Source organism: Streptomyces sp. SYP-A7185 (assembly GCF_046103685.1).
Classification (GTDB): Bacteria; Actinomycetota; Actinomycetes; order Streptomycetales; family Streptomycetaceae; genus Streptomyces.
In genome coordinates, this window is record NZ_CP122310.1 from 8,929,695 (window position 1) to 8,952,395 (window position 22,701).

The window sequence follows — 22,701 nt, forward strand, 5'->3', positions numbered from 1 at the left end:
GGTGAAACCGCACTGAATGCGCCGTGCCGCAGCCTCTGCGGCATGACGACCACCACGACACCGTCCGCATCGCCCGCACCGGCGGGTGCGGACAGCGAAGCCACCAAGGCCATCGAGGCCACCGGGATGCGCAAGGCCTACGGGGACAAGACGGTCCTCGACGGCATCGACCTGTCGGTGCCCACCGCCACCGTCTTCGCCTTGCTCGGGCCCAACGGGGCCGGCAAGACCACCGCCGTGAAGATCCTGTCCACGCTCATCACCGCCGACGGGGGCCAGGCCCAGGTCGGCGGCCACGACCTCACCACCCACCCCCAGGCCGTGCGGGCGGCGATCGGGGTCACCGGCCAGTTCTCCGCGGTCGACGGTCTGATCACCGGCGAGGAGAACATGCTCCTGATGGCCGACCTGCACCACCTGCCCAAGCACGAGGGGCGGCGGGTCACCGCCGACCTCCTGGCCCGCTTCGACCTCACCGAGGCCGCCAAGAAGCCCGCCTCCACCTACTCCGGCGGCATGAAGCGCCGCCTGGACATCGCCATGACCCTGGTCGGCGGCCCGCGGGTCCTCTTCCTCGACGAGCCGACCACCGGCCTCGACCCGCGCAGCCGCCACCACATGTGGGCCGTCATCCGCGAGCTCGTCTCCGGAGGGGTGACCGTCTTCCTCACGACCCAGTATCTGGAGGAGGCGGACGAACTCGCCGACCGCATCGCGGTGTTGAGCGACGGGACGGTCGCCGCCGAGGGCAGCCCCGAGGAGCTCAAGCGGCTCGTGCCCGGCGGTCACGTCCGGCTGCGGTTCACCGACCCGGCCGCCTACCGTTGCGCCGCCCTGGCCCTGCGCGAGGCGAGCCGCGACGACCAGGCACTGTCCCTGCACCTGCCCAGCGACGGCAGCCAGCGCGAGCTGCGCTCCATCCTCGACCGGCTGGATACGGCCGGCATCGAGGCCGACGAACTGACCGTGCACACCCCCGACCTCGACGACGTGTTCTTCGCCCTGACCGGCGGCGGCACCCGGGTCACCGACCAGCCCGTGGAGTCCGCCCGATGAGCTCTCTGCCCCTGGCCGTGCGCGACTCGTCCACGATGCTGCGCCGCAATCTCCTGCACGCCCGCCGCTACCCCTCGCTGACACTGAACATCCTGCTGACGCCGATCGTCCTGCTGCTGCTCTTCGTCTACGTCTTCGGCGACACGATGAGCGCGGGCATCACCGGGGGCGGGGCCGACCGCGCGGACTACGTCGCCTATCTGGTCCCGGGCATCTTGCTGATGACCATCGGGGCCACTCCGGCCGGCACCGCGGTGTCCGTCTCCATGGACATGACCGAGGGCATCATCGCCCGCTTCCGCACGATGGCGATCCATCGCGGGTCGGTGCTCGTCGGGCACGTCGTCGGCAGCGTGCTGCAGGCCATCATCAGCGTGCTGCTCGTGGGCGCGGTGGCCGTGGCCATCGGTTTCCGGTCCACCGATGCCACCGTCCTGGAGTGGCTCGCGGCCTTCGGACTCCTCGCGCTCGTGGCACTGGCGTTCACCTGGATCGCCGTCGGGATGGGGATGGCGAGCCCCAACCCCGAGGCGGCCAGCAACAACGCGCTGCCGCTGATGATCCTGCCGCTCGTCTCCAGCGCCTTCGTCCCGGTGGACGCGATGCCGGGCTGGTTCCAGCCGTTCGCCGAGCACCAGCCCTTCACCCCCGCCATCGAGACGCTGCGCGGGCTGCTGCTCGGCAGCGAGATCGGTGACAACGGCTGGGTCGCGATCGCCTGGTGCCTGGCACTGACCGCGCTCGGCTACCGCTGGTCGACGGCGCTGTTCAGCCGCGAACCGGCATGAGGGCGACGACCGCCTCCCACAGCTGATCCCGCTTCAGGGCGGCGTACCGCGACACCGCGTCGCCGTATGCCGCCCGGTCGGCGTGCTCGGCCGCCTGCCGGGCGCGGGCCGCCGACATCGTCGGCTGGAACTCGCGCAGCACCCGCAGCCGTTCGGCCAGCGCGACCATGCGTACGCCCCGCACGTCGCCGGAGGCGAGCGCGGCCAGGCCCAGCGCGTGCAGCACCGTGCCGAACACCGGCAGCTCCACGGGCGAGCGGGGCGGGCCCTCCAGCAGGGTCCGCAGCCGCTGTCCCAGCCGGGCGATCGGCTCGGCGACCAGGTCGACGCGGCCCGCATGGGCGTGCGCGGTCACCGCCGCCGACTGGACCTGGAGCGCCCACGGGTCGAGCCACGGATCGCCGCCGTACAGCGAACCCGCCGCGGGCATCCGCTCCACGGCGGCGCGCCACAGGTCGAGCCCGGTCTCCGTCAGGCCGCGGGCGAGGGCGATCTCCGCGCGGCTGCCCGGATCGGGGCTGTAGAAGGCACTCTCCTGCGCGGTGGTGTCCCGCTCGGTCCGCCGCAGCCAGTGCTCGGCCTCGTCGGGGTTCTGGCGCTGGAGGCAGGCGAGGACGAGGGCCGAGCGGATCCCGATGTAGTCCCGCTCGTCACCCAGCCGCGGCAGCGCCTCCAAGGCCGCCGTGAGGTGCTCGTGGGCGATGTCGCCCCGCCCCGTGCGCAGGGCCAGTTCACTCAGCCGCGAGTGACCCATGAGCTGGAGGGGCGCATGGTCGACCGGTGCCAGCGCGGCGAGCATCCGGTGGGCCGAGGCGAGCGCGCGGTCGATGTCGTGTTCGTACTCCCACACATAGCTGGCCACGCACTCGGCGATCCCGGCGATCAGGGGCCGCTCGTCGGCGCAGAGCGTGCGCAGTACGGCGTAGTCGGGCGGGCGCATCTCGGGCAGGGCGCTCAACACCACCGCGGTGGCGCGAGGCAGGGTGTCCGGGGGAGCCGCGGGCAGCCGGCGCAGGGTCACCAGCTGGCGCACGCCGTGCGGTCCGTAGTTCATGAACAGGCCCGCCGCGCACAACACCGCGGCGGCGCGGGCGACGTCGACGTACCTTGGCGCGGGACGGTAGTGCGACAGCGGGGGGCCGGTGTCCGCGGCGAGGGCGGCCAGGCGCGGATAGTTGGAGTCAGTGGACCACAGCGCGGCGAGGACGGCGGTGAGGGCGGCGATGGTGGGGCCGTCCGTGCGGGCCAGGGCGTGGCGCAGGGCCGGTACGAGGTTGTCCTGCTCGGCCCTGATCCGCTCGCGTGCGGCGGCCGGTTCGCCCCCGCCCGCCCCACCCGGGTCGCCCTCGCTCGTCCCGCCCGGGAGCGGCCGAGCGTCCGGGGCGGGGGGTGGGCCGAAGAGCACGTCGTGGTGGGCGACCCCGAAGTCCCTTGCCCAGCCGAGGAAACGGGCCACGGCCCCCTCCTCCTCGCCCGCTTCCGCACGGCGGGCCGCGCTGAACTCCCGTACGGCCTCCAGCATGTGGAAACGCACCCCGGCCGGGGTGTCGACGACGGTGAGCAGCGACTGGCCGGCCAGCTGCTCCAGGAGCGGGAGCGCGTCCTGGCCCAGCACATGGTCCGCCGCCTCGCCGCCGAACCCGCCCGGGAAGACCGACAGCGTGCGCAGCGCCGCCCTCGCGTCCGGCGAGAGCAGGTTCCAGCTCCACTCCACGACCGCGTGCAGGGTGCGGTGACGCTCCGGCACGTCCCGTGCCCCGCCGCGCAGCAGCGCGAACCGGTCGCCGAGCCTGCGGGCGATCTCCGGCACCGAAAGCACCCGCACCCGAGCCGCCGCCAGTTCCACGGCCAGCGGCAGCCCGTCGAGGTGGCGGCAGAGCTCGGCCACCGTGTCCGGCGGCAGCCGCACACCGGTTCTCGCGGCCCTGGCCCGCTGCGTGAACAGCTCGACGCAGGCGTCAAGGCCGAGCTCCGGCAGCGCGTACACCGCCTCCGAGGTGAGGTCCAGCGGAGCCCGACCGGTGGTGAGCACCCGCAGGTCCTTGGACGCCGCGAGGAGGGCCCGGACGAGCCCCGCGGCGCCCGGCACGACCTGCTCGCAGTTGTCGAGCACCAGCAGGGCGGGGGCGGAGCCGAGCACGCCGAGGACGGCGGCCACCGGGTCGATCGCGGCGTGAGCGCTCACGACACCGTGGCGCCCGTCGCCCGCACCGAGCGCGGCGGCCACCTCCGTGGCCACGTCCGCGTCCGCGGTGACGGCGGCGAGCGGCACGAAGTACACCACGCGTTGTGCGGCCCGGCGGCTGACGGCGTGTGCGAGCCGGGTCTTGCCGAGGCCGCCGGGGCCGACGACGGTGACGGCGCGGGCGGTGCGCAACAGCCCCTCCACCGCCGCGATGTCCTCCGCGCGGCCCAGGAGCGGGTTGGGTTCGTGCGGCACGCCGTGCCGGACCGCGGGGGCCTCGCCGCGCAGCAACTCCCGCTGCACGGCCTTGAGCCCGTCGCCGGGCTCGGTGCCGAGCGTCTCGCGCAGGTCGCGGCGGTACGCCTCGTAGCGCGCGAGCGCGGCGGAGGGGCCGGCCGTCGCCGCTTCGCCGCGCAGCACCTGGGCGAGCACTTCCTCGTCGCGCGGATGCCGCGCCGCGACCACGGCCAGCGGACCGGCCGCCTCCGCATGCCGCCCCAGGCGGGCGAGCGCGAGCGCCCGCGCGCGCACGAGAGCGGCGCGGACGGGGGCACGCGCGGCGCGCAATGCCATGACGGGATCGTGGCTGTCCGCGCCGTCTGGGCTGTCAGGGCTGTCAGGGCTGTCTTGGGGTCCGTGGAGTTCGCTCGCTCCGCCTGATGGTCCCTCCCACAGCGCGAGCCCCGCCTCCGCCTCGGCCAGCGCGCCCGCGTGGTCCCCGGCCCGGGCCCGGTCCGCGCTCGCGGCGGCGTGCAGCAGCAGGGCGGAACTGTCGACCTGTTCCTCGGCGAGAGCGAGCCGGTACCCGGTCGGCGTACGGGCGATGACGTCGGCCCCCAACTGCGCCCGGGCCCTGGAGACGAGGACCTGCAACGCCTTTCCCGGCCGCTCCGGCGACGCGTCCGGCCACAGCCCCGTCACCAGCCGCTCGGTGCTGCGGCCCGCGTGCACGTCGCCCGCGAGCAGCGCCAGGAGGCCGCGGAGGCGGGGCGCGGTGACCTCTTGCCCGCGGTGGGCGACACGCGGCAGCAGGATCAGTTCGGTGGTCACCCCAGCACCCTAGCCAAGGCCTCGCCGCCTCCCGGCCGCCGCCGCGAGGGGCCCAACTCCCGGCGGGACAGCGGCCCTCACCCGACACGCACGGGGCGCCCGCGAGGACCGTACGAGCGCGTCGTGTGCCCCACGCCACACGACGCGCGGAGTCATCTTCGGCGAGAATGCGCCGATGGAACTCCCCAGCCAGCTCACCCCCGTCCCGAACGCCCCCGGACTCCACGCGTGGATGCCCTCCGGCGGCGGCAGTTGGGGGTACGCCAACTGCCTCTGGATCGTTTCCGGCGACGAAGCAGCGATCATCGACACCCCGTACGACGGACCGCTGACCGACGCGATGATCCGCGCTGCTCGCCCGGTGCTCGGGAACCGCCGGGTGACCACCGTGGTCAACACCCACGCCAACGGCGACCACAGCTGGGGCAACCACCTGTTCCCCGGAGCGGACATCGTCACGACCCGCACCGGCGCCGAGCACCTGGCGCACGAGCCGACGCCCCAGGAGATGCACCGCCTGCTGAACGAGACGCCCTCCGACGGGGCGCTGGGCTGGTACATCCGCCGCCACTTCGGCGTCTTCGACTTCCTCTCGGCCCGCGTGACCCCGCCCACGTCCACCTTCAGCGGGCGGCACACCTTCACGGTCGGCGAGAGGGAGGTCGAGCTCATCGAGGTCGGGCCCGCCCACCACGCGGGCGATCTGATCGTCCGGGTCGACGACGTGGTCTGCGCGGGTGACGTCTTCTTCCCCGAGGACCATCCTCCGCACTGGTCAGGTCCGCTGCAGAGCGTCATCGACGCCAACGAGACCATCCTGGGCCTCGCGCCCCGGATCATCGTCCCCGGGCACGGCGGCCTCAAGGGGCCCGGCGACCTGAGCGAGCACCTCGACTACCTGCGCACCATGCAGAGCGAGATCCGGCTGCGGTTCGAGAGGGGTCTGTCGGCCCGTGAGGCCATGGACGACATCGTCCGCCGCGGCTTCTATCCGCAGCTCGGCCTCCCGGAGCGCCTCATGATCGTCATAGCGCTTGAGTACAGCCACCTTCAGGGCACGAGCCCCGGTCACAGTGTCATCGAGCTCGCGCACAGCGCCGCCCAGTGGGCTTTCGACCAGCGCACGGAATCCCGACTGCCCGTCGCCTGACGGACTGCGGCCGCCCCTTCGCGGGGGCGGCTCCCGACCATGCGTGGCACGGCCGGGGGCGACCGTTCCCGCCCCCCGAACGCACACACCCGCTCTGGGTTCGGCGCACAAGGTGCGTCCATGAAACCGCGGCGGCCGGCGCGGGGGCACCGCGCAAGGCCCGGAAGCCGGCCCCGGTTCCAACTCCCGGAACCGGCCCGGTCCGTGATTTCACTCAGCGGAAAAGACGCGCTGCCCGTCCGTCACTCCCGCCTCGCCCCCGAGAGGGGCGGGGGCGGGGTCGGGCCGGAACACCAGCATCGTGAACCGCGCCCCGGGCGAGCCGAGCGGCATGGCGGTGCACATGGTGACGTCACCCACCCGCGAGGGAGCGTGCCGCGCGCAGCACTGGTCCAGGTACGCCGCTTCGTCCGGGCCCCCGTACGCGTTGTAGCGCATCTTGCGTGTGTCGCCGTTGGGGTGGACGTAGGCCACGTGCCGGGTCCGGTAGATGGGGCCCACCACCGGGTCCGCGTCGACTTCCTGGTCCAGGGCCTGGAGTTCGGCGTTCTCCGGATAGGTGGCCACCGCGGTGCGCAACTGGGCGGTGAGCGGAATCGCCCACTGGCTCTCCCAATTGACCATGTGGTGCTCCCGGGTGTCCTCCCGCAACAGCATGTAGCGCATGAGGTTGCGTTCGGGCAGCACGGCCTCTGACGTGGCGTCCTGGCGGCGGGGGAACATCTGGATGAAGTCGTCGTTGCAGGCCAGGACGTTCCAGGCGACGTCGTTGACGTAGCAGGGCTGTCCCTTGATCCCCTCGACCGCCACCTTCCAGCCGGGCGGGACGTTCGTGCCGGCCAGCGGATCCTGCGGGTGGGGCGGTTCATGGCCGACGGAGTAGACGTAGAGCGCTATGCGCTCCCGCTCCTGCAACCGCAGGACCTTCGACACCCGGTCGAGGAACTCCGGTGAGGGCGAGGCCATTTCCCCGCGCTCCAGCTGGGCGTAGGTCCGCTCCGAGACGTAGAGGAGCTGTCCGACCTGTGCCTGCGAGAGGCCGGGGGAGCGGCGGCCGCGGCCGGTGCGCGGGGGCCAGCCGAGGGTCGAGGGATCCAGCTGTTTCCGCTTCCACTGCAGCAGTTGCCGCAAAGCCGCTTTGTTGTCCACCTTTCACCCCTTCTCGAGCCGGTGTCCGTCCGGACCCGCCTCATATACCGGAAGAGCACCTTCCTGAAATTCACCGACAGGAAATTCACCGACAGGAAAAAACTGATCCTGGTGGTGCACGTGGGGCGGCAGCGACAATGGCCCTTCGGGCCCCACCGTGTTGTGGCAGACGCGGCGGTCCACAACTGCAAGGGGGAGTTCGCGTTGCAGACGCCTGCCGCCGCCATCCCCTCGGAGTCCAGGGGCGGCTCCGTGGGGCGCACGCTCGCGGTGCTGCGGGCCCTGCATCAACTCGGCCCCGGAGCACATCCGTTGACCGACGTCGCCACGCGCGCGGGCCTGCCGGCGCCCACCGTCCACCGCTATGTCCAGGCGCTGGTCGGCGAAGGGGCCGTACAGCGACAAGGACCGCGCGGCCACTACTCCCTCGTAGAGGCACCGCATCTGTTCTCCGGCTCCTTCTCGGACTCGTCCGGTCCACCAACCGGCACGGGATCGGCTACTCTTCGCGCCGAACTGATCACACTACAGTCACGCACCGGCCATATCGCTCTGGCGTACGTCCCGCTCCTGATCGGCACCCCGATGCGCATCCGCGCCGAACAGGCCCTTGGTGCCCACGCAGGGCAACTGCACGCCACCCCGCACGAGGTGCTCGAGTCCTTGTGGCGGGCTCCGCTCGACGCGGATCCCCCGGGATGGGCGATCCAGGCCTGCCTCGGGGACGTCGCGGCGACACGGCCGCAGCTCGCACGCATCCGCCAGGACGGATACGCCGTGGGCCCCTCCCTCCTGCTCGGCAAGGACGCCATCGCCGCACCCCTCTGGCGCGGCTCGACGGTGGCCGGCGCGGTGAGCCTGCTGGCGACCCACAGCCAGGTGCGCAGCCCCACCGTCCGCAACCGTTTCATCTGGGCGGTGATGGACGCCGCCGCCATGATCAGCCGTCAACTGACGCGCTCGGGCGTCTCCGCGCCCGCTCTTTGACGCTCTGCGGCCTTCACCGCCCCGCTAGCCACCCCACACCCCACACCCCACACCCCACACCCGCCATCCCCCACCGCTCTGCGGCACTTCGAGAAAGGCTCCTTCGTGACCCGCTCCGTCCTGATCACCGGCGGCAACCGCGGCATCGGCCTGGCCACGGCCCGCGCCCTGCAAGCGGCGGGCGACCGCGTCGCCGTCACCTACCGCACCGGTGAGCCGCCCGAGGGGCTGCTGGCCATCCGGTGCGACGTCACCGACACCGATCAGGTCGAGGCCGCGTTCAAGGAGGCGGCCAACGAACACGGTCCGGTGGAGGTGCTGGTGTGCTCCGCGGGCATCACCAAGGACCAGCTCCTCATGCGCATGAGCGAAGAGGACTTCACGTCGGTCGTCGACACCAACCTCACCGGCACCTACCGCGTGGTCAAGCAGGCCACCAGGGCGATGCTGCGGGCCAAGTTCGGGCGCGTCGTCCTGGTCTCCTCGGCGGTGGCCCTGCGCGGGGAGAGCGGCCAGGCCAACTACGCCGCCTCCAAGGCCGGCCTCGTCGGCTTCGCGCGCTCCATGGCGCGCGAACTCGGCTCCCGCAACATCACCTTCAACGTCGTGGCCCCCGGTCTCACCGAGACGCAGATGATCGAGAGCCTCACCGACGAGCAGCGCGAGAGCCTGGTCCGGCAGATACCCCTGGGCCGCCTGGCCCGCCCCGAGGAGATCGCCGCGACCATCGCCTTCCTCGCCTCGCCCGCCGCCAGTTACATCACCGGTGCGGTCATCCCCGTGGACGGCGGGGGAGGCATGGGTCACTGAGGTCCGCAGCCCTGCGAGGCGTCCGGCGTACCGTCCCGCGGTACGTCCTTGAGGAACACCAGCCCGTCGGTGGCGGGCAGGTGGGCCGGGTCGAGCGGGGCATAGCCGAACCACGGGGAGGTGCGGGGCGCGACCCGTGTGTCACCCAGGGCGGAGGCCAGCAGCGGAGCGTCGACGAGGCAGCGGTCCTCCGGGAGCGCGTGCAGAAGTCCTTCGACGGTGTCCGGCGGCGGGGCGCTCACTCCCCGGTGCCGGAGCGTGCCCAGAGCCGTGGCCAGGAAGGCGTACTCCTTGCCCAGGCGGGCCCCGACGAGCGCGCCGGCGCTCCACCACTCGACGAGCGGCTGGTCCCACAGGCGCATCGAGCTCTTCTCGCGCTGAAGGTGGCTGTTGTGGGCGTGGACGAAGGCCGGGCCCCGCTCGGCGAGGGCGAGGAGGTTGTCGGCCATCATCTGGTCCCGCAGGCCCACGAGGCGCGCCATGCGGCTCGGCGAGGTGTCGGCCATCCAGTGGTGGTAGCGCAGCAGGCCGGTGGCGGTACGTCCGTACAGGCGCGCCCGGTCCCAGGCGTCCCGTGAGGTCGCCGTGAGCAGGTGCGGGGTCTGCGCGTCGAGCAGGGCCACGAGGTCGTCGGCGAGCAGGCGCAGCTGCCGCGCGTCGGCCGACTGCCCCACCGACCGGGCGGGGTCCGTCATCGCGGCGGGTTCGGTCCATCGGCCGTCGGCGCCGAGCAGCTGGTCGAGGGTCTCTGTGGTGCAGGGCAGCAGGCCTGCGTCGACCTGGGCCGCGAGGTAGCCGTGGAGTGCGGTGAGGGCGTGGCGGGGGCTGGCGGCGTGCGTGATCTCCAGGGGGCCGTCGAAACCGGCGAAGCGGATGTGGTCGGATGCCGGGCGGCGGTCGTTGAACGCCCTTATCCAGCGCACGAGTTCGCGATTGGCCGCGGAGGTGCCCAGCCCGAGATCGGGGTGGCTGAAGCCCTGCTCCATGGCCTCGTCGAGGGTGCCCGTGCCCGCGGTGACGTAGTCGTCCACGAGCAGGCCCCGCAGGCAGTCGCTCTCGATCGCGATGGTCCGGTAGCCCTCTTGCTCGGCCAGCTGCCGGAAGAGCTCGTTGCGCAGGTCCAGCAGCGTGTCCTCGCCATGGGTGGGCTCGCCCAGGGCGAGCAGCCGCGGCCGGCCCGCGAGGAGCTTCATGACGGCGGTCGCGTCGACGGCATGGGCGGTGTCCGTGATGGGAAGAAGCATGCCTTCAACGCTATCGTTCAAGCTTCGGTGGAAACTTGTCTGCGATTTTGGCGGGTCAATGGGTCAAAAGCTTCAAAGCGGGGAGCGGCTCAGGCCGGTGGATCTGGCGCGCGAGCACGGTCTGTCGACGCAGGCGGTCAGGAACTACGAGGAGGCCGGCATCCTCCCGGCCGCGGAGCGCACCCCGCACGGCTACCGCGCCTACGCCACGCTGCACGCGCGGGCCCTGCGCGCGTTCCTTGCCCTGGTGCCCGGCCATGGCCACCAGGCCGCGGCGGCGGTCATGAGGGCGGTCAACGAGGGCGCGGTCGACGAGGCGTTCCGCCTCATCGACGAGAGTCATGTCCAGCTCCTGGAGGACCGGCGCACCCTCCAGGCCGTGGAGAGGGCGCTGCGCGACCTGGACAGCACGCCGGCCCCCGGTGCGGGGTCCGGGCCGGGCCCCGGGGCCGCCGACCGGCTCGTCTTCGTCGGCCCGCTGGCCGCGACGCTGGGGATCCGCCCCGCGACCCTGCGCACATGGGAGACGGCCGGCCTGGTGCACCCCCGCAGGGACCCGCACACCGGCTACCGCGTCTACGACTCGGCCGACGTGCGGGACGCCCGGCTGGTGCACCAACTCAGGCGCGGCGGCTACCTGCTGGAGCAGATCGCCCCCCTGATCGCCCAGGTCCGCACGGCCGGAGGCCTGGCCCCTCTGGAGGGCGCACTGGGCGACTGGCGCACCCGCTTGACCGCCCGAGGCCGCTCCTTGCTGACGGGCGCCGCCGAACTGGATGCCTACCTCGGCGTACGTTCTCGCCTGCCGGGCGTGAAGCGTCGCGGCGTACGTTCTCGCCTGCCGGGCGGGTGAAGCGTGGCGGCGGCGCGCGTCGGGCCGAGGTGCGTCAGGGCGAGGTAGACGTCCATGGACCGTTCACCCGCGGCCCCGGGCCGCGGCCGCTGCCGACCGCCCGCGGGGTCTGGTCCTCCTCGGCGCACAGCGTCATGGTCGGGGTATGGGGATCGGTGCGCAGCCTGGCGACGGTCGTCTCCGGTTCGCGGGCGGTGAAGAGGGCGGGCCACCGGTCCGGGCGGTGCCCGGTGGCCAGGTCGGTGTGGTGCGCCTCCACCTCGCGCGGCATGCTGCCGACGGCTCCGCGCATCGGCTCCGGACCTTCCCGAGTCGGCCCACCGGTACGTCCCAGGTGTCCGCCGGCCTCCAGCCGGGGGGCTCCGATCGGTGGTGGCGCGTGGACGTGCCTGTTCGTGGGGTGCGACGGCGGGTACCCGCGCCTCCGGAGCCTCACCGCCGGGCCCGACGGACGCCGGGCGTGCCCCTGTCGCCGCGAGGCCGGATGGTGGGTGAGGTGAGGCCTCCGGGGTATATGGCGATATCTGCGGAGTATTGATCGATGCGGGCAGAAAGGTGGCACACGTCGATGAGAGGAGACGGTGTGGCGTCGAAAGGCAAGGACGCGGAGAAGGACGGAGAGCGTCTGCTGGACGGGCTGTCCGTGGACGAGGCTCGCCCGGAGCGCCCGGTGCTGCTCGACGCGGAGGGAGAGCCGCTGCGGACCTGGCAGGAGAACTATCCCTACTCGGTGAAGCTGAGGCGCAAGGAGTACGAGCGCCAGAAGCGGATCCTCCAGATCGAGCTCCTGAAGCTGCAGAAGTCGGTACGGGACCAGGGCCAGCGGGTCGTGGTGCTGTGCGAGGGACGGGACGCGGCGGGCAAGGGCGGCACGATCAAACGTTTCACCGAGCGCCTCAACCCCCGAGGGGCCCGTGTCGTCGCGCTGGACAAGCCCACCGAGCGGGAGGCGGGCCAGTGGTATTTCCAGCGCTATGTCGCGCAGCTGCCGTCCGCAGGGGAGATCGTCTTCTTCGACCGCTCCTGGTACAACCGGGCCGGCGTCGAGCCCGTCATGGGCTTCTGCACCCCGCAGCAGCACAAGGAGTTCCTCCAGCAGGCCCCGCTGTTCGAGAAAATGATCACCGATGACGGCATCGTGCTGGTCAAGTTCTGGTTCTCCGTCTCCCGGGCCGAGCAGCGCACGCGGTTCGCGATCCGCCAGGTGGATCCCGTGCGCCAGTGGAAACTCTCCCCCACGGACCTGGCCTCGCTGGACCTGTGGGACGCCTATACCCACGCCAAGGTGGAGATGTTCCGCGCCACGGACACCGTGCACGCCCCGTGGTCGGTGATCAAGTTCAACGACAAGCGCCGCGGGCGGCTCGAAGCCATCCGGCACCTGCTGCTGCGCGTCGACTACGAATCGATGGACAAAGACGCGGTGGGGGAGGCGGACCCGCTCATCATCGGCCCGGCCGACACGCTCCTGGAGGCGGACGAGGATCCCACGGACCTGTCGCCCAGCCGGCTCGCCGAGAACGGCGAGGGGCCGGGCCAGCACCCGCGGGAGCCCGTTCCCGGCCGCTGACCTCGATCCGGAAGGCCGCAACCCGTGTCCGTCCCTGCCCCCGGCTCCGCCCCCGCCCCCGCTCCCGTGCCGAGCATGCTCGCCGTCTTCGCCCATCCGGACGACGAGTCCCTCGCCGCGGGCGGAGTCCTCGCCCGGCACGCGGGCGCGGGCGCCCGCACCGCGGTCGTCACGGCGACCTGGGCGCCGGACACCCGACGCGCCACCGAGCTGGCCCAGGCCCTCCAGATCCTCGGCGCCGGCCGGCCGCGGATGCTCGGCTACGCCGACGCGCGCGTACCGCGGTCCGCGCCGGGAGCCGCGCGGTTCTGCGACGCGCCCCTGGACGCGGCGGTGCGTGAACTGGTCGCGCAGCTGCGGGAGTTCCGCCCTGAGATCGTCCTGACCCATGACGCCTACGGCGGTCTTTCGGGCCACCCGGACCACGTCCACACGCACCGGGTGACCCTGCTCGCGTTCCAGGCGGCGGGACTTGAGCGCCTCTACCCCGACGCCGGTGAGCCCTGGCAGCCGCGCGCCTTGTACGCGGCCACGCATCCGCACTCGGCCGTACGGGCGTGGGGCGGTCACCTGGCCGCGACGGGCAAGGGCGGCAAGGCCATGTACAGCGTTCCGGACGCATGGGTGAGCGCGGCCGTCGACGTCGGGCCCTGGCTGGGTCAGAAAATCGCCGCCGTGCTCGCCCACCGGACGGAGGTGGAGCGGGGAGCCCTCCCGGGGCTGATCGCGGGCCTTGCGGCGTCCGACCGGGAGAAGCTGCTCGCCACCGAGTGGTTCATCCGCCACGACCCCGCAACCGCCGGGACGGCGAGGGCGGTTCAGCCGGAGTTGACGGCCTGAGCGGGGCAGGGCCCGGAGCGGTCGGCGCGTCGGCCGCTCCGGGCCCTGTCGCGTACCGTGCCGGCGACGCGGAGGCCGTCAGCGGGCCGCGAGGTCCGCGAGCAGCTGGGCGGCGGGCTTGGGGTGGACGAGCCAGCGCAGGTGGCTGCCCTCAAGGGTGGCGACGTCGAAGGGGTTGTCGGGGGTGAGCGCGTCGGCCTCGCGGATCATGCGGTCCTGCATGGCGAGCGGGATGCTGGTGTCGTCGGTCAGGCGCACATAGCTCTTGGGGACGCGGCCCCAGGTCGTGGCCTGCGTCCGGTCGGCGGAGGTGCCGACGTCGAGGTTCTCGTCGGGCTGGAAGGTGTTCAGGAAGGTCCGGAACTCGTCGTCGGTGAGGTCGGCGGCGAAGGCCTGCTTCATCGCGGCGAGCGTGTGCGGGTCGGCGGTGCGGAAGTTGACCCGGAGCAGGCCGAGCTCGGCGGGGTTACCGACGAGTGCCGCGGCGAAGGTGCCCGGGTCGACCTCCGCCATCTCCGGCTGGGCGTAGTAGTCGCCGACGTCCAGGGTGACGGGACACCAGGCGGAGACGTAGACGATGCGGTCGATCAGGTCGGGGCGGGCGTTGCCGACCGCGGTGATGGTGGCGCCGCCTCTGCTGTGGCCGACCAGGATGGTCGGCCCGTTCCGTTTCGCTCTCTCGAGAACCTCGATCACATGGGCGGCGTTGTCGGCGAGCGTGACGCCCTTGATGCGTCCGGGTTCCGCGGCGAGCGCCTCCAGGTCCTGCGGGGCCTGATAGGCCGCGGCATAGGTCGCGTCGAAACCGTGGCCCGGGAGGTCGACCGCGATCGAGCGCTGTCCGAGCAGGCCGAGTTCGGCTTGCAGCGGGGCGAACGAGAACGAGTTGGCGAAGGCGCCGTGGACGAATATGAAGGTCGGCTGGTTTGGCATGTCCGTAGCCTCCAACGAAACGATCTTCGGATCAAGCGCCGTACAAGCGCTGGGCCCCGCGTGCGCCGCCATGGGTGTCACGTGCGCGAGGGGGCCGATCCGACGTGGGCATGCCTAGCATGGCCTCATGACCGTAGATCTGTTCGCGGGCATTCCTGTCCGCGACTACACCACCGCGGTGGCCTGGTACGAGCGACTGCTCGGCGGGCCGCCGTCCTTCCTGCCCAATGACATCGAGGCGGTCTGGGAGCTCGCCGAGCACCGGTATGTGTTCATCGAGGTGCGGCCCGAGCACGCCGGGCACGCCCTGCACACCTTCTTCGTCGGGGACTTCGACACCCGCGTCGCACAGATCGCCGAGCGGGGCCTGAAGCCGGACACCCGCGAGACCTACGCCAACGGCGTTCGCAAGGCGACCTTCCGTGACCCGGACGGCAACGAGATCGGCATCGGCGGCGGACCGACCTCCTGACCGGGAGCTCAGCGGCGTGCACGCGCCGCCGGGGTCGTGGCGCACAGGTAGGGACGCGAGAGGAACAGGGCGACGCCGGTCAGGACGATGCCGAAGTAGACCGGCGAGAGATGGATCAGGTCGGTGTAGTGGATCGTGCCGTGCACCACGACGGCCGGCAAGAAGCCCGCGGCGGCCGCCGCGGCCAGCGTCCAGAACACCCACGCCTCGCCCCGCCGCCAGCCCAGGCGCTGAGGAGCACGATCGCCACCGCGGCGGACATCAGGGCCCCGCCGAACCCGGCCCGGTCATGGGCGAGGAACGGCACGAGCCGCGGATTCACGGCCTCCAGGGAGTGGGCGTCGGCGCCCAGGAAGGTCAGATCGGTCGGGACGAAGACATCGGTCAGACCGACCACCGAGATCACCGCCCCGCCCGCGAACAGTCCCGTCCCCGTGAGGATCATCAGGAGCTGCCCGACCAGGGCCCGCCTGCGCTCCGGTTCCGGTCCCTCGGGCACCGCACTCCACCGCGGTGTGCGCGGGGCGCGGCGTACGGCCGCGACGAACATCGGGAACAGCGCGAGGGCGGTGGCCGTGTGCAGAGGTTCCACGAAGCCGGTGGCCAGGAAGTAGAACAGGGTGGGGAAGCCGACGGCCCCCGAGAGCAGATACACCTCGCGGGCCCAGGGCCAGCCGCGCCGGATGCCGCCCACCGCGAGGCCGGTGTACAGGGCGCCGATGGACACCATCGTGCCGGCCATGGTGATCCGGTCGTGCTGGAGGAAGTGCACGAGGTGGTGGTTGGCGGCGTGCAGTTCGTGCAGCGTCATGCCGAGGTAGTCGCGGTCGTACCAGAGGAGCACCGGGCCGAGCGTGATCGCCGCGGCGCCGAGTCCGGCGCCCGTCATGCCGAGGCCGACGAGCAGGGCCCAGCACCAGGCGGGCCAGCGGCGGGGATCGCGGGCCAGGTCGCGCAGCGCCGGAGCGGGCGCGGTGGGCGTGACGGCTTCGACGACCCGGGCGAACCAGCCGGGTCCTGCGGCCACGAGCACCGCCGGGCGGGCGAGCACGACGGTGTCCGGATCGTCGAGCGCGGTCGCGGCGGCGGCGACCGACGGTGCGGACACCCGGATCAGGTGCGGGTCGTCGCCGCGGGTGAACCCGTCGACGTAGGGCCTGAGGGCGGCTTCGGCCTCCGGGTCGGCGGTGCGGACGATCACGGGGATCGAACGGCCCAGGGCGGCCTCGCGCACGGTCGGCACGTCGGCCGCCGTGACGGGAGATATCTCGACGACGCCGGCGCCCAGCGGTGGCATGGCCCGGACCGTCGCGCGGGCGAGCGAGGGCGGGACGGATATGCCGAGGCGTACGGCCACCGGCGCACCGGCCGCCTCCCCGGCGAGGTGCTCGGGCGGATGGCGGTGGCCGAACCCCCGGGCGATCAGGCGGGCGCCCGCGGGACGGGAGCCGATCGACGCCAGCATCCGCAGGGCGGTCAGCTGGGAGCGGCGCGGGCCCAGGACGGCGGCGGCCGCGCCGCGCAGGGGGTGATAGGTCCAGTCCGGCATCAGCGGCTCTCGTTCTCCGTCGCGGACCCCTGGTCCCCGGGTGCGGTCCAGCCGAGGACCGGCGTCATGGCGCGCAGCGTCGCTCTGGCCGGCATCAGGCGGGCGGCCGTGTCCCGCAGCAGCACGGCGGGCGGCCACGCCAGCTGACCCACCTGGCCGAGGCGGGCCGAGCGGCGGGTGATGTCCTGGGTGCGCGGGCGGCGCAGCGCGTCGTACGAGCGCAGTGCGGCGGCCAGGTCCGCGGTGGCGTCAAGGCAGTGGGCCAGGGCGACCGCGTCCTCCAGGGCCTGGCAGGCGCCCTGCCCCAGGTTGGGGGTCATGGCATGGGCCGCGTCACCGAGCAGCGCGACCCGGCCGCGTACGAAGGAGGGCAGCGGCGGCAGGTCGTACAGGTCGTGCCGCAGCACCGCGTGCGCGGGGACGGCGGCCAGGAGGGCGGGGACGGGGTCGGGCCAGGAGCCGAACCGGCGCAGCAGCTCGGCGTGTTCGGATACGCCAGGGGGCGTGCCCGCGGGCAGCGAGGCGGTCGCGAAGCAGTACACGCGCCCGCCCGGCAGCGCGGTGTGGCCGAACCGTTCCCCGCGACCCCAGGTGGCCGCGCCCTCGGCGGGCGGCTCGGCCAGCGGGTCGGTGACCATGCGCCAGGCGGTGTATCCGGCGTACCGGGGGCCTGCCGCGCCGGGCCACAGCGCACCGCGGACCACGCTGCGCAGCCCGTCGGCGCCGATCACGAGGTCGGGCCGGGACGTGCCGCCGGGGCCCTCGACGACCAGGCCGTTGGCGTCGTCGCGCACCACGGACACCTCGTGGTCCGACCGGAGGCTGTCGGGGGGCAGCGCCGCGTGGAGCGCGCGCAACAAGTCCGCCCGGTGCAGCACCAGCAGGGGATGGCCGAAGCGGCGGGTCAGCTCCGCGTTGTCCGTGCGCGACAGCCGGCGCCCCCGCCGGTCGCGTACGCCGCCCGCGGCCTCCACGGCGCCCAGGGCCCGGACGGTGTCGGCCAGGCCAAGCGCCTCCAGCGCGCGCAGCGCGTTCGGCCACAGGGAGATCCCGGCGCCGATCTCGGTGAACTGCGGGGCGCGCTCCAGTACTTCGACGCGCCAGCCTCGGCGGTGCAGGGCGATGGCCGCCGCGAGGCCGCCGATCCCGCCGCCGACGATGGTCGCGGCGCGCTGCGGCATGGTTCCTCGCTCTGGGTTCGGGGTGCCACCCCGGTCAAGTGGCCGTCGATCCGGTGCCCGGAGCGGCGTGCGACGTGCGCAAGTCCGGCTGAGCAGCGCCTTATAGCAACATGTCGACAGGGGGCTGTCAACGTGCTGTGAGACGGTCCGTCCCGCCGTCCGGCGCCCGGTCAGAAGGCTGGTCGCGTGGCTCGTGCGAGGGCAGGGCGGGTGATGCGGCGAGAGGGCGGGCCGTGGGGCGGACGGGGATACTGTCCGATGTGTTCCGCCTTGTGCTGCTCTTCGTGCTTGCGCTGCCGGGCTCGGGCTGACGGGCGGAGTGACGGATGGGGCTTTGCGGCTGATTCATCCCCGGCGCGCGGGGTACCCCGGGCAGGGCGAACGGCCATCGGCCCGTTGGAACCGATCTGCAAGGAGAAGTCATGTCAGAGCACGGCAAGGAGACAGGGCGTCCCGTCCTGGTCGGGGTCGAGCAAGGAGGCGACCAGCCCGCCGTCGTGCGCCAAGCGGCTCGGCACGCGTCCCTGCACGGCAGTCCGCTGCGCCTCCTGCACATCGCGGAGGGATCGCCGTCGGACGGGCCCGTGGCGGGCGGCGGCGAGCCGAATCCGGTGCCCGAGGCGGTGGCGACCCTCGTGAAGCCGCTGGTGGAGCTGGTCGAGACGGAGTTTCCCGACGTGACGGTGACGGCGGAGACCGTGGCGGGCCGGCCCGCGGCCGTGCTCGTGGAACGCTCCGCCGAGGCGGGATGGCTGTTCGTCGGCCACCGCGGCGGCGGTGGCTTCCCCCGTCTGCCGCTCGGCTCGGTGAGCTGGCAGGTGGCGACCCACTCCTCCTGCCCCGTGGTCGTCGTCAGGCCCCAGGGGAAGGCCACCCCGGAGAACCGGGTCGTGGTCGGCGTGGACGTCCGTGACGTGGCGCACGAGGCGCTGGATCTCGCCTATGCCGAGGCCCACCTGCGGGGAGCAAGGCTCGAAATGGTGCACGGTGCCTTCCACCCGAGTCAGATGCCCGCGGGGCCGGGCATGGTGGCTCCCAACTACGAGGACCTCAACGCACGGGCGCGACGGGCCCTGGAGGAGGAAGCCGCCACGCGCCGCAGCCGGTTCCCGGACGTGCCGGTCGACCTGCACGTCGAGCAGGTACGCCCCGCCACGGTCCTCTCCGAGGCGTCACGGCGGGCGTCCCTGCTGGTCGTCGGCTCGCACGGGCGTACGGGGCTGCGCCGGCTGATGCTCGGGTCCGTCAGCGCCGAGGCGCTGCACACGGCGGAGTGCCCCGTGGCGGTCGTGCCGCACACCCATTGATCACGTCGTGACACGGCCGCCCGCGCCCCGCGGGGAGCCGGTGATCCCAGCTTCCCGTCCCACGGCTCGATGGCGCTGTCACCCCTCCCGAGCGACGCAGTGAGGGCGGTCCTCCCGCGACTCTGATGCGGACATCCGTCTTGCTTGGGGGTGGGCCATGGCGTGGAGCGTCCCTGTCCGCCGGCCGAAGGTGCTGGTGGCGAGTGACCTGTGGGCACGGGTTTCGAGGCCGTGGGCGGGCAGCGCGCGGGTGGCCCGGCCCGATGCGTCGCCGGTGGTGTTGCGGCGGGTCGACGGCTGCCTGGTGATCGAGGTGCGTGGTGCGGTCGGCCCGGCTGCCGAGGCCCGGCTCGGGCGGGTGCTGCACGCCGCCATTCGCGCGGGCGGCACGGGCGTGCGCGTCGACCTGCCGGACACCAGGGACCTCGGGGCCAGCGGGGACAGCGTCCTGCAGTTGGCCCACATGCTGGCGGAGCAGCGGGGCGTGCCCTTCGACGTGGCGCGAGTGGAGCAGCCGGCACCCCAACCGCCCCGTGCGGCAAAGGAGTTGCTGGTCCTGCCGGAGTGAGGGGTGCCGGCTCACCCACCACGGAGGATGTCCGGCCCGCGATCTCCTGCTTCGGTCGCCGAATGGCACAAGAGAACGCGGCGTGCCCGGTGGCCACCGTCATCCGGTGGGCGCGGGGTGCGGGGGGACTGCTGGGAGAGGCGACGGGCCTGCTGCTGCGCCCGTTGGTCATGACGGTGCTCGACCGCATCGACCTGGACGCCGTGATCGCGCGCGTCGACGTGAACCGGGTCGCCGACCGGGTGGACGTCGAGCGGGTCGCCGTCCGCGTGGACGTGGACCGGGTGGCTGATCGCGTGGACGTGGACCGGGTGGCTGATCGCGTCGACGTGGGGCGTGTGGCGGACCGTGTCGACGTGGACCGGGTGGCCGATCGTGTCGACGTGGACCGGGTCGCCGACCGGGTCGACGTCGACGCGGTGCTGGACCGGATCGATCTGGTGGGCCTCACCCGTGACGTGCTGCGCGAGATAGATCTCGGGCGGATCGTCCGCGACACCGGGGGAGGGATGACGGTGGAGACCGTGGAGGCGGTCCGGGTGCTCGGCCGGCGCGGAGACCGCAACGTGAACCGCTTGGCCGACCGCCTGCTGCGCCGGACGGGCAGGTCCGACGGTGACGGCGGCCCGCCTCAGGGGGACGCCCGCTTCGAGCTGCCCCGGGGCGACGGGCCGGATCCTGCCCGTCGCCATGCCCCCGGCCGCCCTCAGCCCGACGGCAGCGCCCCGGCGCCCCCGTGACCGCGGACGGTGGCGGGGACGGCGCGGCCGGGACTGAAGCCGCCGGGCTCGAAGCCGCCGGGACCAAAGCGGCCGGGACTGAAGCCGCCGGGCTCGAAGCCGCCGGGATCGTCTCGCGCGGGGTCGCGGCCGGGGTCGACGCGTTGATTTTGGCGCTGGCGGGGCTCGCGGTCCAGGTGGGCGCCGGGCTTGCGCTGCTGCTCGCCACCGGACCCCCCTTCCGCTTCCCCGAGTTCCCCACCTGGCTCTCCGCGCCGGTCAGTTGGGCCGTGGCGGTCGCCTACCTGGGGGGTGCCTGGGCCGCGATCGGCAGCACGCCCGGCTGCCGCCTGATGGGCCTGCGCGTCACCGACCGCGCAGGCCACCTCCTGGGACTGCCGCGTTCCCTGGCGCGTGCCGCGCTGTGCGTGACGGTCCCGGTGGGACTGTGGTGGGTCCCGTTCAGCAGACGCCGGGCGTCCCTTCAGGATCTGCTGGTGGCCAGCGCGGTCTCGTACGACCGCCTCCACTGGACCGCGCCCCACGGCCCCGCGGCGGCCGAGCACCGAGTCGGCCCCAAGTGAGGGGGCCGCACACGAGCCGGCCCCCTCACAGGGGGCCTTGCAAGAGCGGGCCCTATGCCCGGCGGTGACGATGACGCGGCCCGCCGCCCCTCTCGGCGGAGGACTCCTCGGCGGAAGCCCCCTCGGCAGAGGCCCGCTCCGGCGCCGGCGTGCGCGGCAGCCTCGCGGCGGCGCCGAGCCCGCCGAGACCGATGACGGCCAGCACCACGAGCGCGACGGCGTACGGTCCCGCGGCCGGGTCGGCGACCAGGATGGTGCCCGCGACCGCGGTGCCCACCGACGAGCCGAGGTTCGACACGCTGCGGGAGAGCCCGGAGATCTCACCCTGGAGGTCCTCGGGGAAACTCGACTGCACGATGTTCACCGACGGCGTCAGCATCACCCCGAGCCCCAGGCCGATGAGCAGCAGCCCGGGGGTGAAGCTCCAGGCGCTCGGTGAACCCTGCGACAGGGCGATGAGCACGCCGATGCCGCAGACCGTCACGGCGAAGCCGGCCATGACCAGGGTGCGCTGTTCGCGCCGCTTGGCGAACCGCTCGGCGCCGAGCGAGCTGGCGAGCAGGCCCACCGTGGAGGCGGTGAAGATGACGCCGGTGCTGATCGCGTCGTAGCCCCGTACGACCTGAAGGTAGGCGGCGACCACGAAGGACACGCCCATGAGCATCAGCCACTGGGTGTGCTGGGTGATCAGACCGAGGTTGGACGTGCGGTTGCGGAACAGCTCGGAGGGCAGCAGGGCCGGTGCCCCGGCACGCTCCTTGGCGCGGACCCAGCGGAAGAAGAACAGCAGGACGAGGGCGCCGACCAGCAGCAGACCGGCCGCCAGCCAGCCGTTGTCGTCCGTGGCGAGGATCCCCATGACCACGAGGATCAGACCGACGGCGGACAGGATGGCGCCCACGGTGTCGAAGTCGCGCCCGGTGTCCACGGGCAGCGGGTCGACGAGGTGACGGCTCAGCACGACGATGACCGCGACCACGACGGCCTGGAAGACGAAGGCCGCCCGCCAGCTGATGGCCGTGGTGATGAGCCCGCCGAGCAGCGGCCCGGCCGCCGCGCCGACCCCGCCCATCGCCATGATCGCCCCGAACGCGCGGGCCCGTTCGGTGACCTGCGTGAACAGCAGCGTCGTCAGGATGTAGACCGGCGGGATGAGCAGGGCGGTGCCGATGCCCTCCAGGATCGAGTTGCCCAGGATGAGGACGCCCAGACCGGGCGCGGCAGCACTGAGCAGGGCCCCGACCCCGTACACGCAGAGGCCGACGATGAGGCAGCGCTTGCGGCCGAAGCGTTCGGTGAGGATGCCGGCCGGGATCATGAGGGCCGCCATCACCAGCAGGAAGGCGGTGATCGCGATCTGCACGCCCTGCACGGTGGTGTCCAGGTCCTCGCTGATGTCCTGGATCATGACGGTCATGTTCGACCCGGCGAAGCTGCAGATGAACTGGGCGAGGGCGAGCGGCGCCAGGATCCGGCGCCGGTCGCGGCGGAGCCGTCGGGCCGCTGCTTCCTCGGGTTCGGACGCCACGCTCATCGCCTCGCTTCCGCTGCCGGATCCGCTGTCGGATCCCCGGTCGGACCGGTCCACGGTCAGCCTCTTGACGGGCCCGGTCACGGGCGTCACCCCTGGAGGGTGACGACCGGGCACCGGCCGGTGGCGAGACTCGGCGTCACAGCGGTGCAATCGGCACCCTCCAGGAGCATGG

The 22,701-nt window shown here is 73.0% G+C and carries 22 protein-coding genes; 13 read left to right on the forward strand and 9 right to left on the reverse strand.

What is annotated here, in order from left to right; genetic code table 11:
• Window positions 1–42 precede the first annotated feature (42 nt).
• Window positions 43–1,056, forward strand: coding sequence for an ATP-binding cassette domain-containing protein (locus tag QBL25_RS39315; protein WP_409061745.1), 1,014 nt, complete (start codon window positions 43–45; stop codon window positions 1,054–1,056).
• A complete protein-coding gene (locus QBL25_RS39320) occupies window positions 1,053–1,844 on the forward strand; it encodes an ABC transporter permease (protein WP_409061746.1) in 792 nt (263 codons plus the stop codon). The genes QBL25_RS39315 and QBL25_RS39320 overlap by 4 nt, the downstream gene beginning before the upstream one ends.
• On the opposite strand, the gene QBL25_RS39325 is transcribed toward QBL25_RS39320, so the two are convergent.
• Window positions 1,825–5,079, reverse strand: a complete 3,255-nt coding sequence (locus tag QBL25_RS39325; RefSeq protein ID WP_409061747.1) for an AfsR/SARP family transcriptional regulator — start codon at window positions 5,077–5,079, stop codon at window positions 1,825–1,827. The genes QBL25_RS39320 and QBL25_RS39325 overlap by 20 nt on opposite strands.
• Before the next feature lie 175 nt (window positions 5,080–5,254).
• Here QBL25_RS39325 and QBL25_RS39330 point away from each other — a divergent pair, with 175 nt between their 5' ends.
• The gene (locus QBL25_RS39330) at window positions 5,255–6,229 is read left to right on the forward strand and encodes an MBL fold metallo-hydrolase (protein WP_409061748.1); all 975 of its coding nucleotides are present in this window, start codon (window positions 5,255–5,257) and stop codon (window positions 6,227–6,229) included.
• A gap of 210 nt (window positions 6,230–6,439) precedes the next feature.
• Here QBL25_RS39330 and QBL25_RS39335 read toward each other — a convergent pair whose 3' ends face one another.
• On the reverse strand, window positions 6,440–7,378 hold the full coding sequence (locus QBL25_RS39335; RefSeq protein ID WP_409061749.1) for a helix-turn-helix domain-containing protein: 939 nt from the start codon (window positions 7,376–7,378) through the stop codon (window positions 6,440–6,442).
• Window positions 7,379–7,540: 162 nt separating this feature from the next.
• Here QBL25_RS39335 and QBL25_RS39340 point away from each other — a divergent pair, with 162 nt between their 5' ends.
• The gene (locus QBL25_RS39340; protein WP_409061750.1) at window positions 7,541–8,365 is read left to right on the forward strand and encodes a helix-turn-helix domain-containing protein; all 825 of its coding nucleotides are present in this window, start codon (window positions 7,541–7,543) and stop codon (window positions 8,363–8,365) included.
• Between the two features lie 105 nt (window positions 8,366–8,470).
• Window positions 8,471–9,175 carry a 3-oxoacyl-ACP reductase FabG gene (gene fabG / locus QBL25_RS39345; protein ID WP_409061751.1) on the forward strand — a complete coding sequence of 235 codons (705 nt, stop codon included), beginning with the start codon at window positions 8,471–8,473 and terminating at the stop codon, window positions 9,173–9,175.
• Here fabG and QBL25_RS39350 read toward each other — a convergent pair.
• Window positions 9,169–10,419, reverse strand: coding sequence for an erythromycin esterase family protein (locus tag QBL25_RS39350; RefSeq protein WP_409061752.1), 1,251 nt, complete (start codon window positions 10,417–10,419; stop codon window positions 9,169–9,171). The genes fabG and QBL25_RS39350 overlap by 7 nt on opposite strands.
• A 58-nt stretch (window positions 10,420–10,477) precedes the next feature.
• Between QBL25_RS39350 and QBL25_RS39355 the strand changes: the two genes are divergently transcribed.
• On the forward strand, window positions 10,478–11,272 hold the full coding sequence (locus QBL25_RS39355) for a TioE family transcriptional regulator (protein ID WP_409061753.1): 795 nt from the start codon (window positions 10,478–10,480) through the stop codon (window positions 11,270–11,272).
• A gap of 34 nt (window positions 11,273–11,306) precedes the next feature.
• On the opposite strand, the gene QBL25_RS39360 is transcribed toward QBL25_RS39355, so the two are convergent.
• Window positions 11,307–11,564 (reverse strand): hypothetical protein, encoded by a 258-nt coding sequence (locus tag QBL25_RS39360; protein WP_409061754.1) that lies wholly within the window; start codon window positions 11,562–11,564, stop codon window positions 11,307–11,309.
• A gap of 276 nt (window positions 11,565–11,840) precedes the next feature.
• Here QBL25_RS39360 and ppk2 point away from each other — a divergent pair, with 276 nt between their 5' ends.
• A complete protein-coding gene (ppk2, locus tag QBL25_RS39365) occupies window positions 11,841–12,842 on the forward strand; it encodes a polyphosphate kinase 2 (protein ID WP_409061755.1) in 1,002 nt (333 codons plus the stop codon).
• 75 nt (window positions 12,843–12,917) lie between these two features.
• Window positions 12,918–13,682 carry a PIG-L family deacetylase gene (locus QBL25_RS39370; protein ID WP_409062939.1) on the forward strand — a complete coding sequence of 255 codons (765 nt, stop codon included), beginning with the start codon at window positions 12,918–12,920 and terminating at the stop codon, window positions 13,680–13,682.
• A 78-nt stretch (window positions 13,683–13,760) separates the two neighbouring features.
• Here the strand turns inward: QBL25_RS39370 and QBL25_RS39375 are convergent, their stop codons facing one another.
• Complete coding sequence (locus QBL25_RS39375; protein ID WP_409061756.1) at window positions 13,761–14,615, reverse strand: alpha/beta fold hydrolase; 855 nt, start codon at window positions 14,613–14,615, stop codon at window positions 13,761–13,763.
• A 127-nt stretch (window positions 14,616–14,742) separates the two neighbouring features.
• Between QBL25_RS39375 and QBL25_RS39380 the strand changes: the two genes are divergently transcribed.
• A complete protein-coding gene (locus QBL25_RS39380) occupies window positions 14,743–15,087 on the forward strand; it encodes a VOC family protein (RefSeq protein ID WP_409061757.1) in 345 nt (114 codons plus the stop codon).
• 8 nt (window positions 15,088–15,095) lie between these two features.
• Here the strand turns inward: QBL25_RS39380 and QBL25_RS39385 are convergent, their stop codons facing one another.
• From QBL25_RS39385 to QBL25_RS39395, 3 genes are read right to left on the reverse strand one after another with little or no spacing between them, the layout of a single operon-like run.
• Window positions 15,096–15,233 carry a hypothetical protein gene (locus tag QBL25_RS39385; protein ID WP_409061758.1) on the reverse strand — a complete coding sequence of 46 codons (138 nt, stop codon included), beginning with the start codon at window positions 15,231–15,233 and terminating at the stop codon, window positions 15,096–15,098.
• Window positions 15,203–16,636 (reverse strand): hypothetical protein, encoded by a 1,434-nt coding sequence (locus tag QBL25_RS39390; protein WP_409061759.1) that lies wholly within the window; start codon window positions 16,634–16,636, stop codon window positions 15,203–15,205. The genes QBL25_RS39385 and QBL25_RS39390 overlap by 31 nt, the downstream gene beginning before the upstream one ends.
• Window positions 16,636–17,817 (reverse strand): FAD-dependent monooxygenase, encoded by a 1,182-nt coding sequence (locus QBL25_RS39395; RefSeq protein WP_409061760.1) that lies wholly within the window; start codon window positions 17,815–17,817, stop codon window positions 16,636–16,638. Before QBL25_RS39395 ends, QBL25_RS39390 begins: the two co-directional genes overlap by 1 nt.
• 422 nt (window positions 17,818–18,239) lie before the next feature.
• Here QBL25_RS39395 and QBL25_RS39400 point away from each other — a divergent pair, with 422 nt between their 5' ends.
• The 4 genes from QBL25_RS39400 (at window position 18,240) to QBL25_RS39415 (ending at window position 20,995) form a co-directional block, all read left to right on the forward strand.
• Window positions 18,240–19,124, forward strand: a complete 885-nt coding sequence (locus QBL25_RS39400; RefSeq protein WP_409061761.1) for a universal stress protein — start codon at window positions 18,240–18,242, stop codon at window positions 19,122–19,124.
• Window positions 19,125–19,281: 157 nt separating this feature from the next.
• The gene (locus QBL25_RS39405) at window positions 19,282–19,692 is read left to right on the forward strand and encodes a hypothetical protein (RefSeq protein ID WP_409061762.1); all 411 of its coding nucleotides are present in this window, start codon (window positions 19,282–19,284) and stop codon (window positions 19,690–19,692) included.
• 62 nt (window positions 19,693–19,754) lie between these two features.
• Window positions 19,755–20,432 carry a hypothetical protein gene (locus tag QBL25_RS39410; RefSeq protein ID WP_409061763.1) on the forward strand — a complete coding sequence of 226 codons (678 nt, stop codon included), beginning with the start codon at window positions 19,755–19,757 and terminating at the stop codon, window positions 20,430–20,432.
• The gene (locus QBL25_RS39415; protein ID WP_409061764.1) at window positions 20,429–20,995 is read left to right on the forward strand and encodes an RDD family protein; all 567 of its coding nucleotides are present in this window, start codon (window positions 20,429–20,431) and stop codon (window positions 20,993–20,995) included. The genes QBL25_RS39410 and QBL25_RS39415 overlap by 4 nt, the downstream gene beginning before the upstream one ends.
• 52 nt (window positions 20,996–21,047) lie before the next feature.
• Here QBL25_RS39415 and QBL25_RS39420 read toward each other — a convergent pair whose 3' ends face one another.
• A complete protein-coding gene (locus QBL25_RS39420; RefSeq protein ID WP_409062940.1) occupies window positions 21,048–22,529 on the reverse strand; it encodes an MFS transporter in 1,482 nt (493 codons plus the stop codon).
• Window positions 22,530–22,701: the final 172 nt, after the last annotated feature.

Excerpts from the sequence above, each read along its gene's own strand:
- QBL25_RS39315 (WP_409061745.1), top strand. The coding sequence starts at position 43 with ATGACGACCACCACGACACCGTCCGCATCGCCCGCACCGGCGGGTGCG.
- QBL25_RS39320 (WP_409061746.1), top strand. The coding sequence starts at position 1,053 with ATGAGCTCTCTGCCCCTGGCCGTGCGCGACTCGTCCACGATGCTGCGC.
- QBL25_RS39330 (WP_409061748.1), top strand. The coding sequence starts at position 5,255 with ATGGAACTCCCCAGCCAGCTCACCCCCGTCCCGAACGCCCCCGGACTC.
- QBL25_RS39350 (WP_409061752.1), bottom strand. The coding sequence starts at position 10,419 with ATGCTTCTTCCCATCACGGACACCGCCCATGCCGTCGACGCGACCGCC.
- QBL25_RS39355 (WP_409061753.1), top strand. The coding sequence starts at position 10,478 with ATGGGTCAAAAGCTTCAAAGCGGGGAGCGGCTCAGGCCGGTGGATCTG.
- QBL25_RS39360 (WP_409061754.1), bottom strand. The coding sequence starts at position 11,564 with ATGCGCGGAGCCGTCGGCAGCATGCCGCGCGAGGTGGAGGCGCACCAC.
- ppk2 (WP_409061755.1), top strand. The coding sequence starts at position 11,841 with ATGAGAGGAGACGGTGTGGCGTCGAAAGGCAAGGACGCGGAGAAGGAC.
- QBL25_RS39370 (WP_409062939.1), top strand. The coding sequence starts at position 12,918 with ATGCTCGCCGTCTTCGCCCATCCGGACGACGAGTCCCTCGCCGCGGGC.
- QBL25_RS39375 (WP_409061756.1), bottom strand. The coding sequence starts at position 14,615 with ATGCCAAACCAGCCGACCTTCATATTCGTCCACGGCGCCTTCGCCAAC.
- QBL25_RS39380 (WP_409061757.1), top strand. The coding sequence starts at position 14,743 with ATGACCGTAGATCTGTTCGCGGGCATTCCTGTCCGCGACTACACCACC.
- QBL25_RS39390 (WP_409061759.1), bottom strand. The coding sequence starts at position 16,636 with ATGCCGGACTGGACCTATCACCCCCTGCGCGGCGCGGCCGCCGCCGTC.
- QBL25_RS39395 (WP_409061760.1), bottom strand. The coding sequence starts at position 17,817 with ATGCCGCAGCGCGCCGCGACCATCGTCGGCGGCGGGATCGGCGGCCTC.
- QBL25_RS39400 (WP_409061761.1), top strand. The coding sequence starts at position 18,240 with ATGTCAGAGCACGGCAAGGAGACAGGGCGTCCCGTCCTGGTCGGGGTC.
- QBL25_RS39405 (WP_409061762.1), top strand. The coding sequence starts at position 19,282 with ATGGCGTGGAGCGTCCCTGTCCGCCGGCCGAAGGTGCTGGTGGCGAGT.
- QBL25_RS39410 (WP_409061763.1), top strand. The coding sequence starts at position 19,755 with ATGGCACAAGAGAACGCGGCGTGCCCGGTGGCCACCGTCATCCGGTGG.
- QBL25_RS39420 (WP_409062940.1), bottom strand. The coding sequence starts at position 22,529 with ATGAGCGTGGCGTCCGAACCCGAGGAAGCAGCGGCCCGACGGCTCCGC.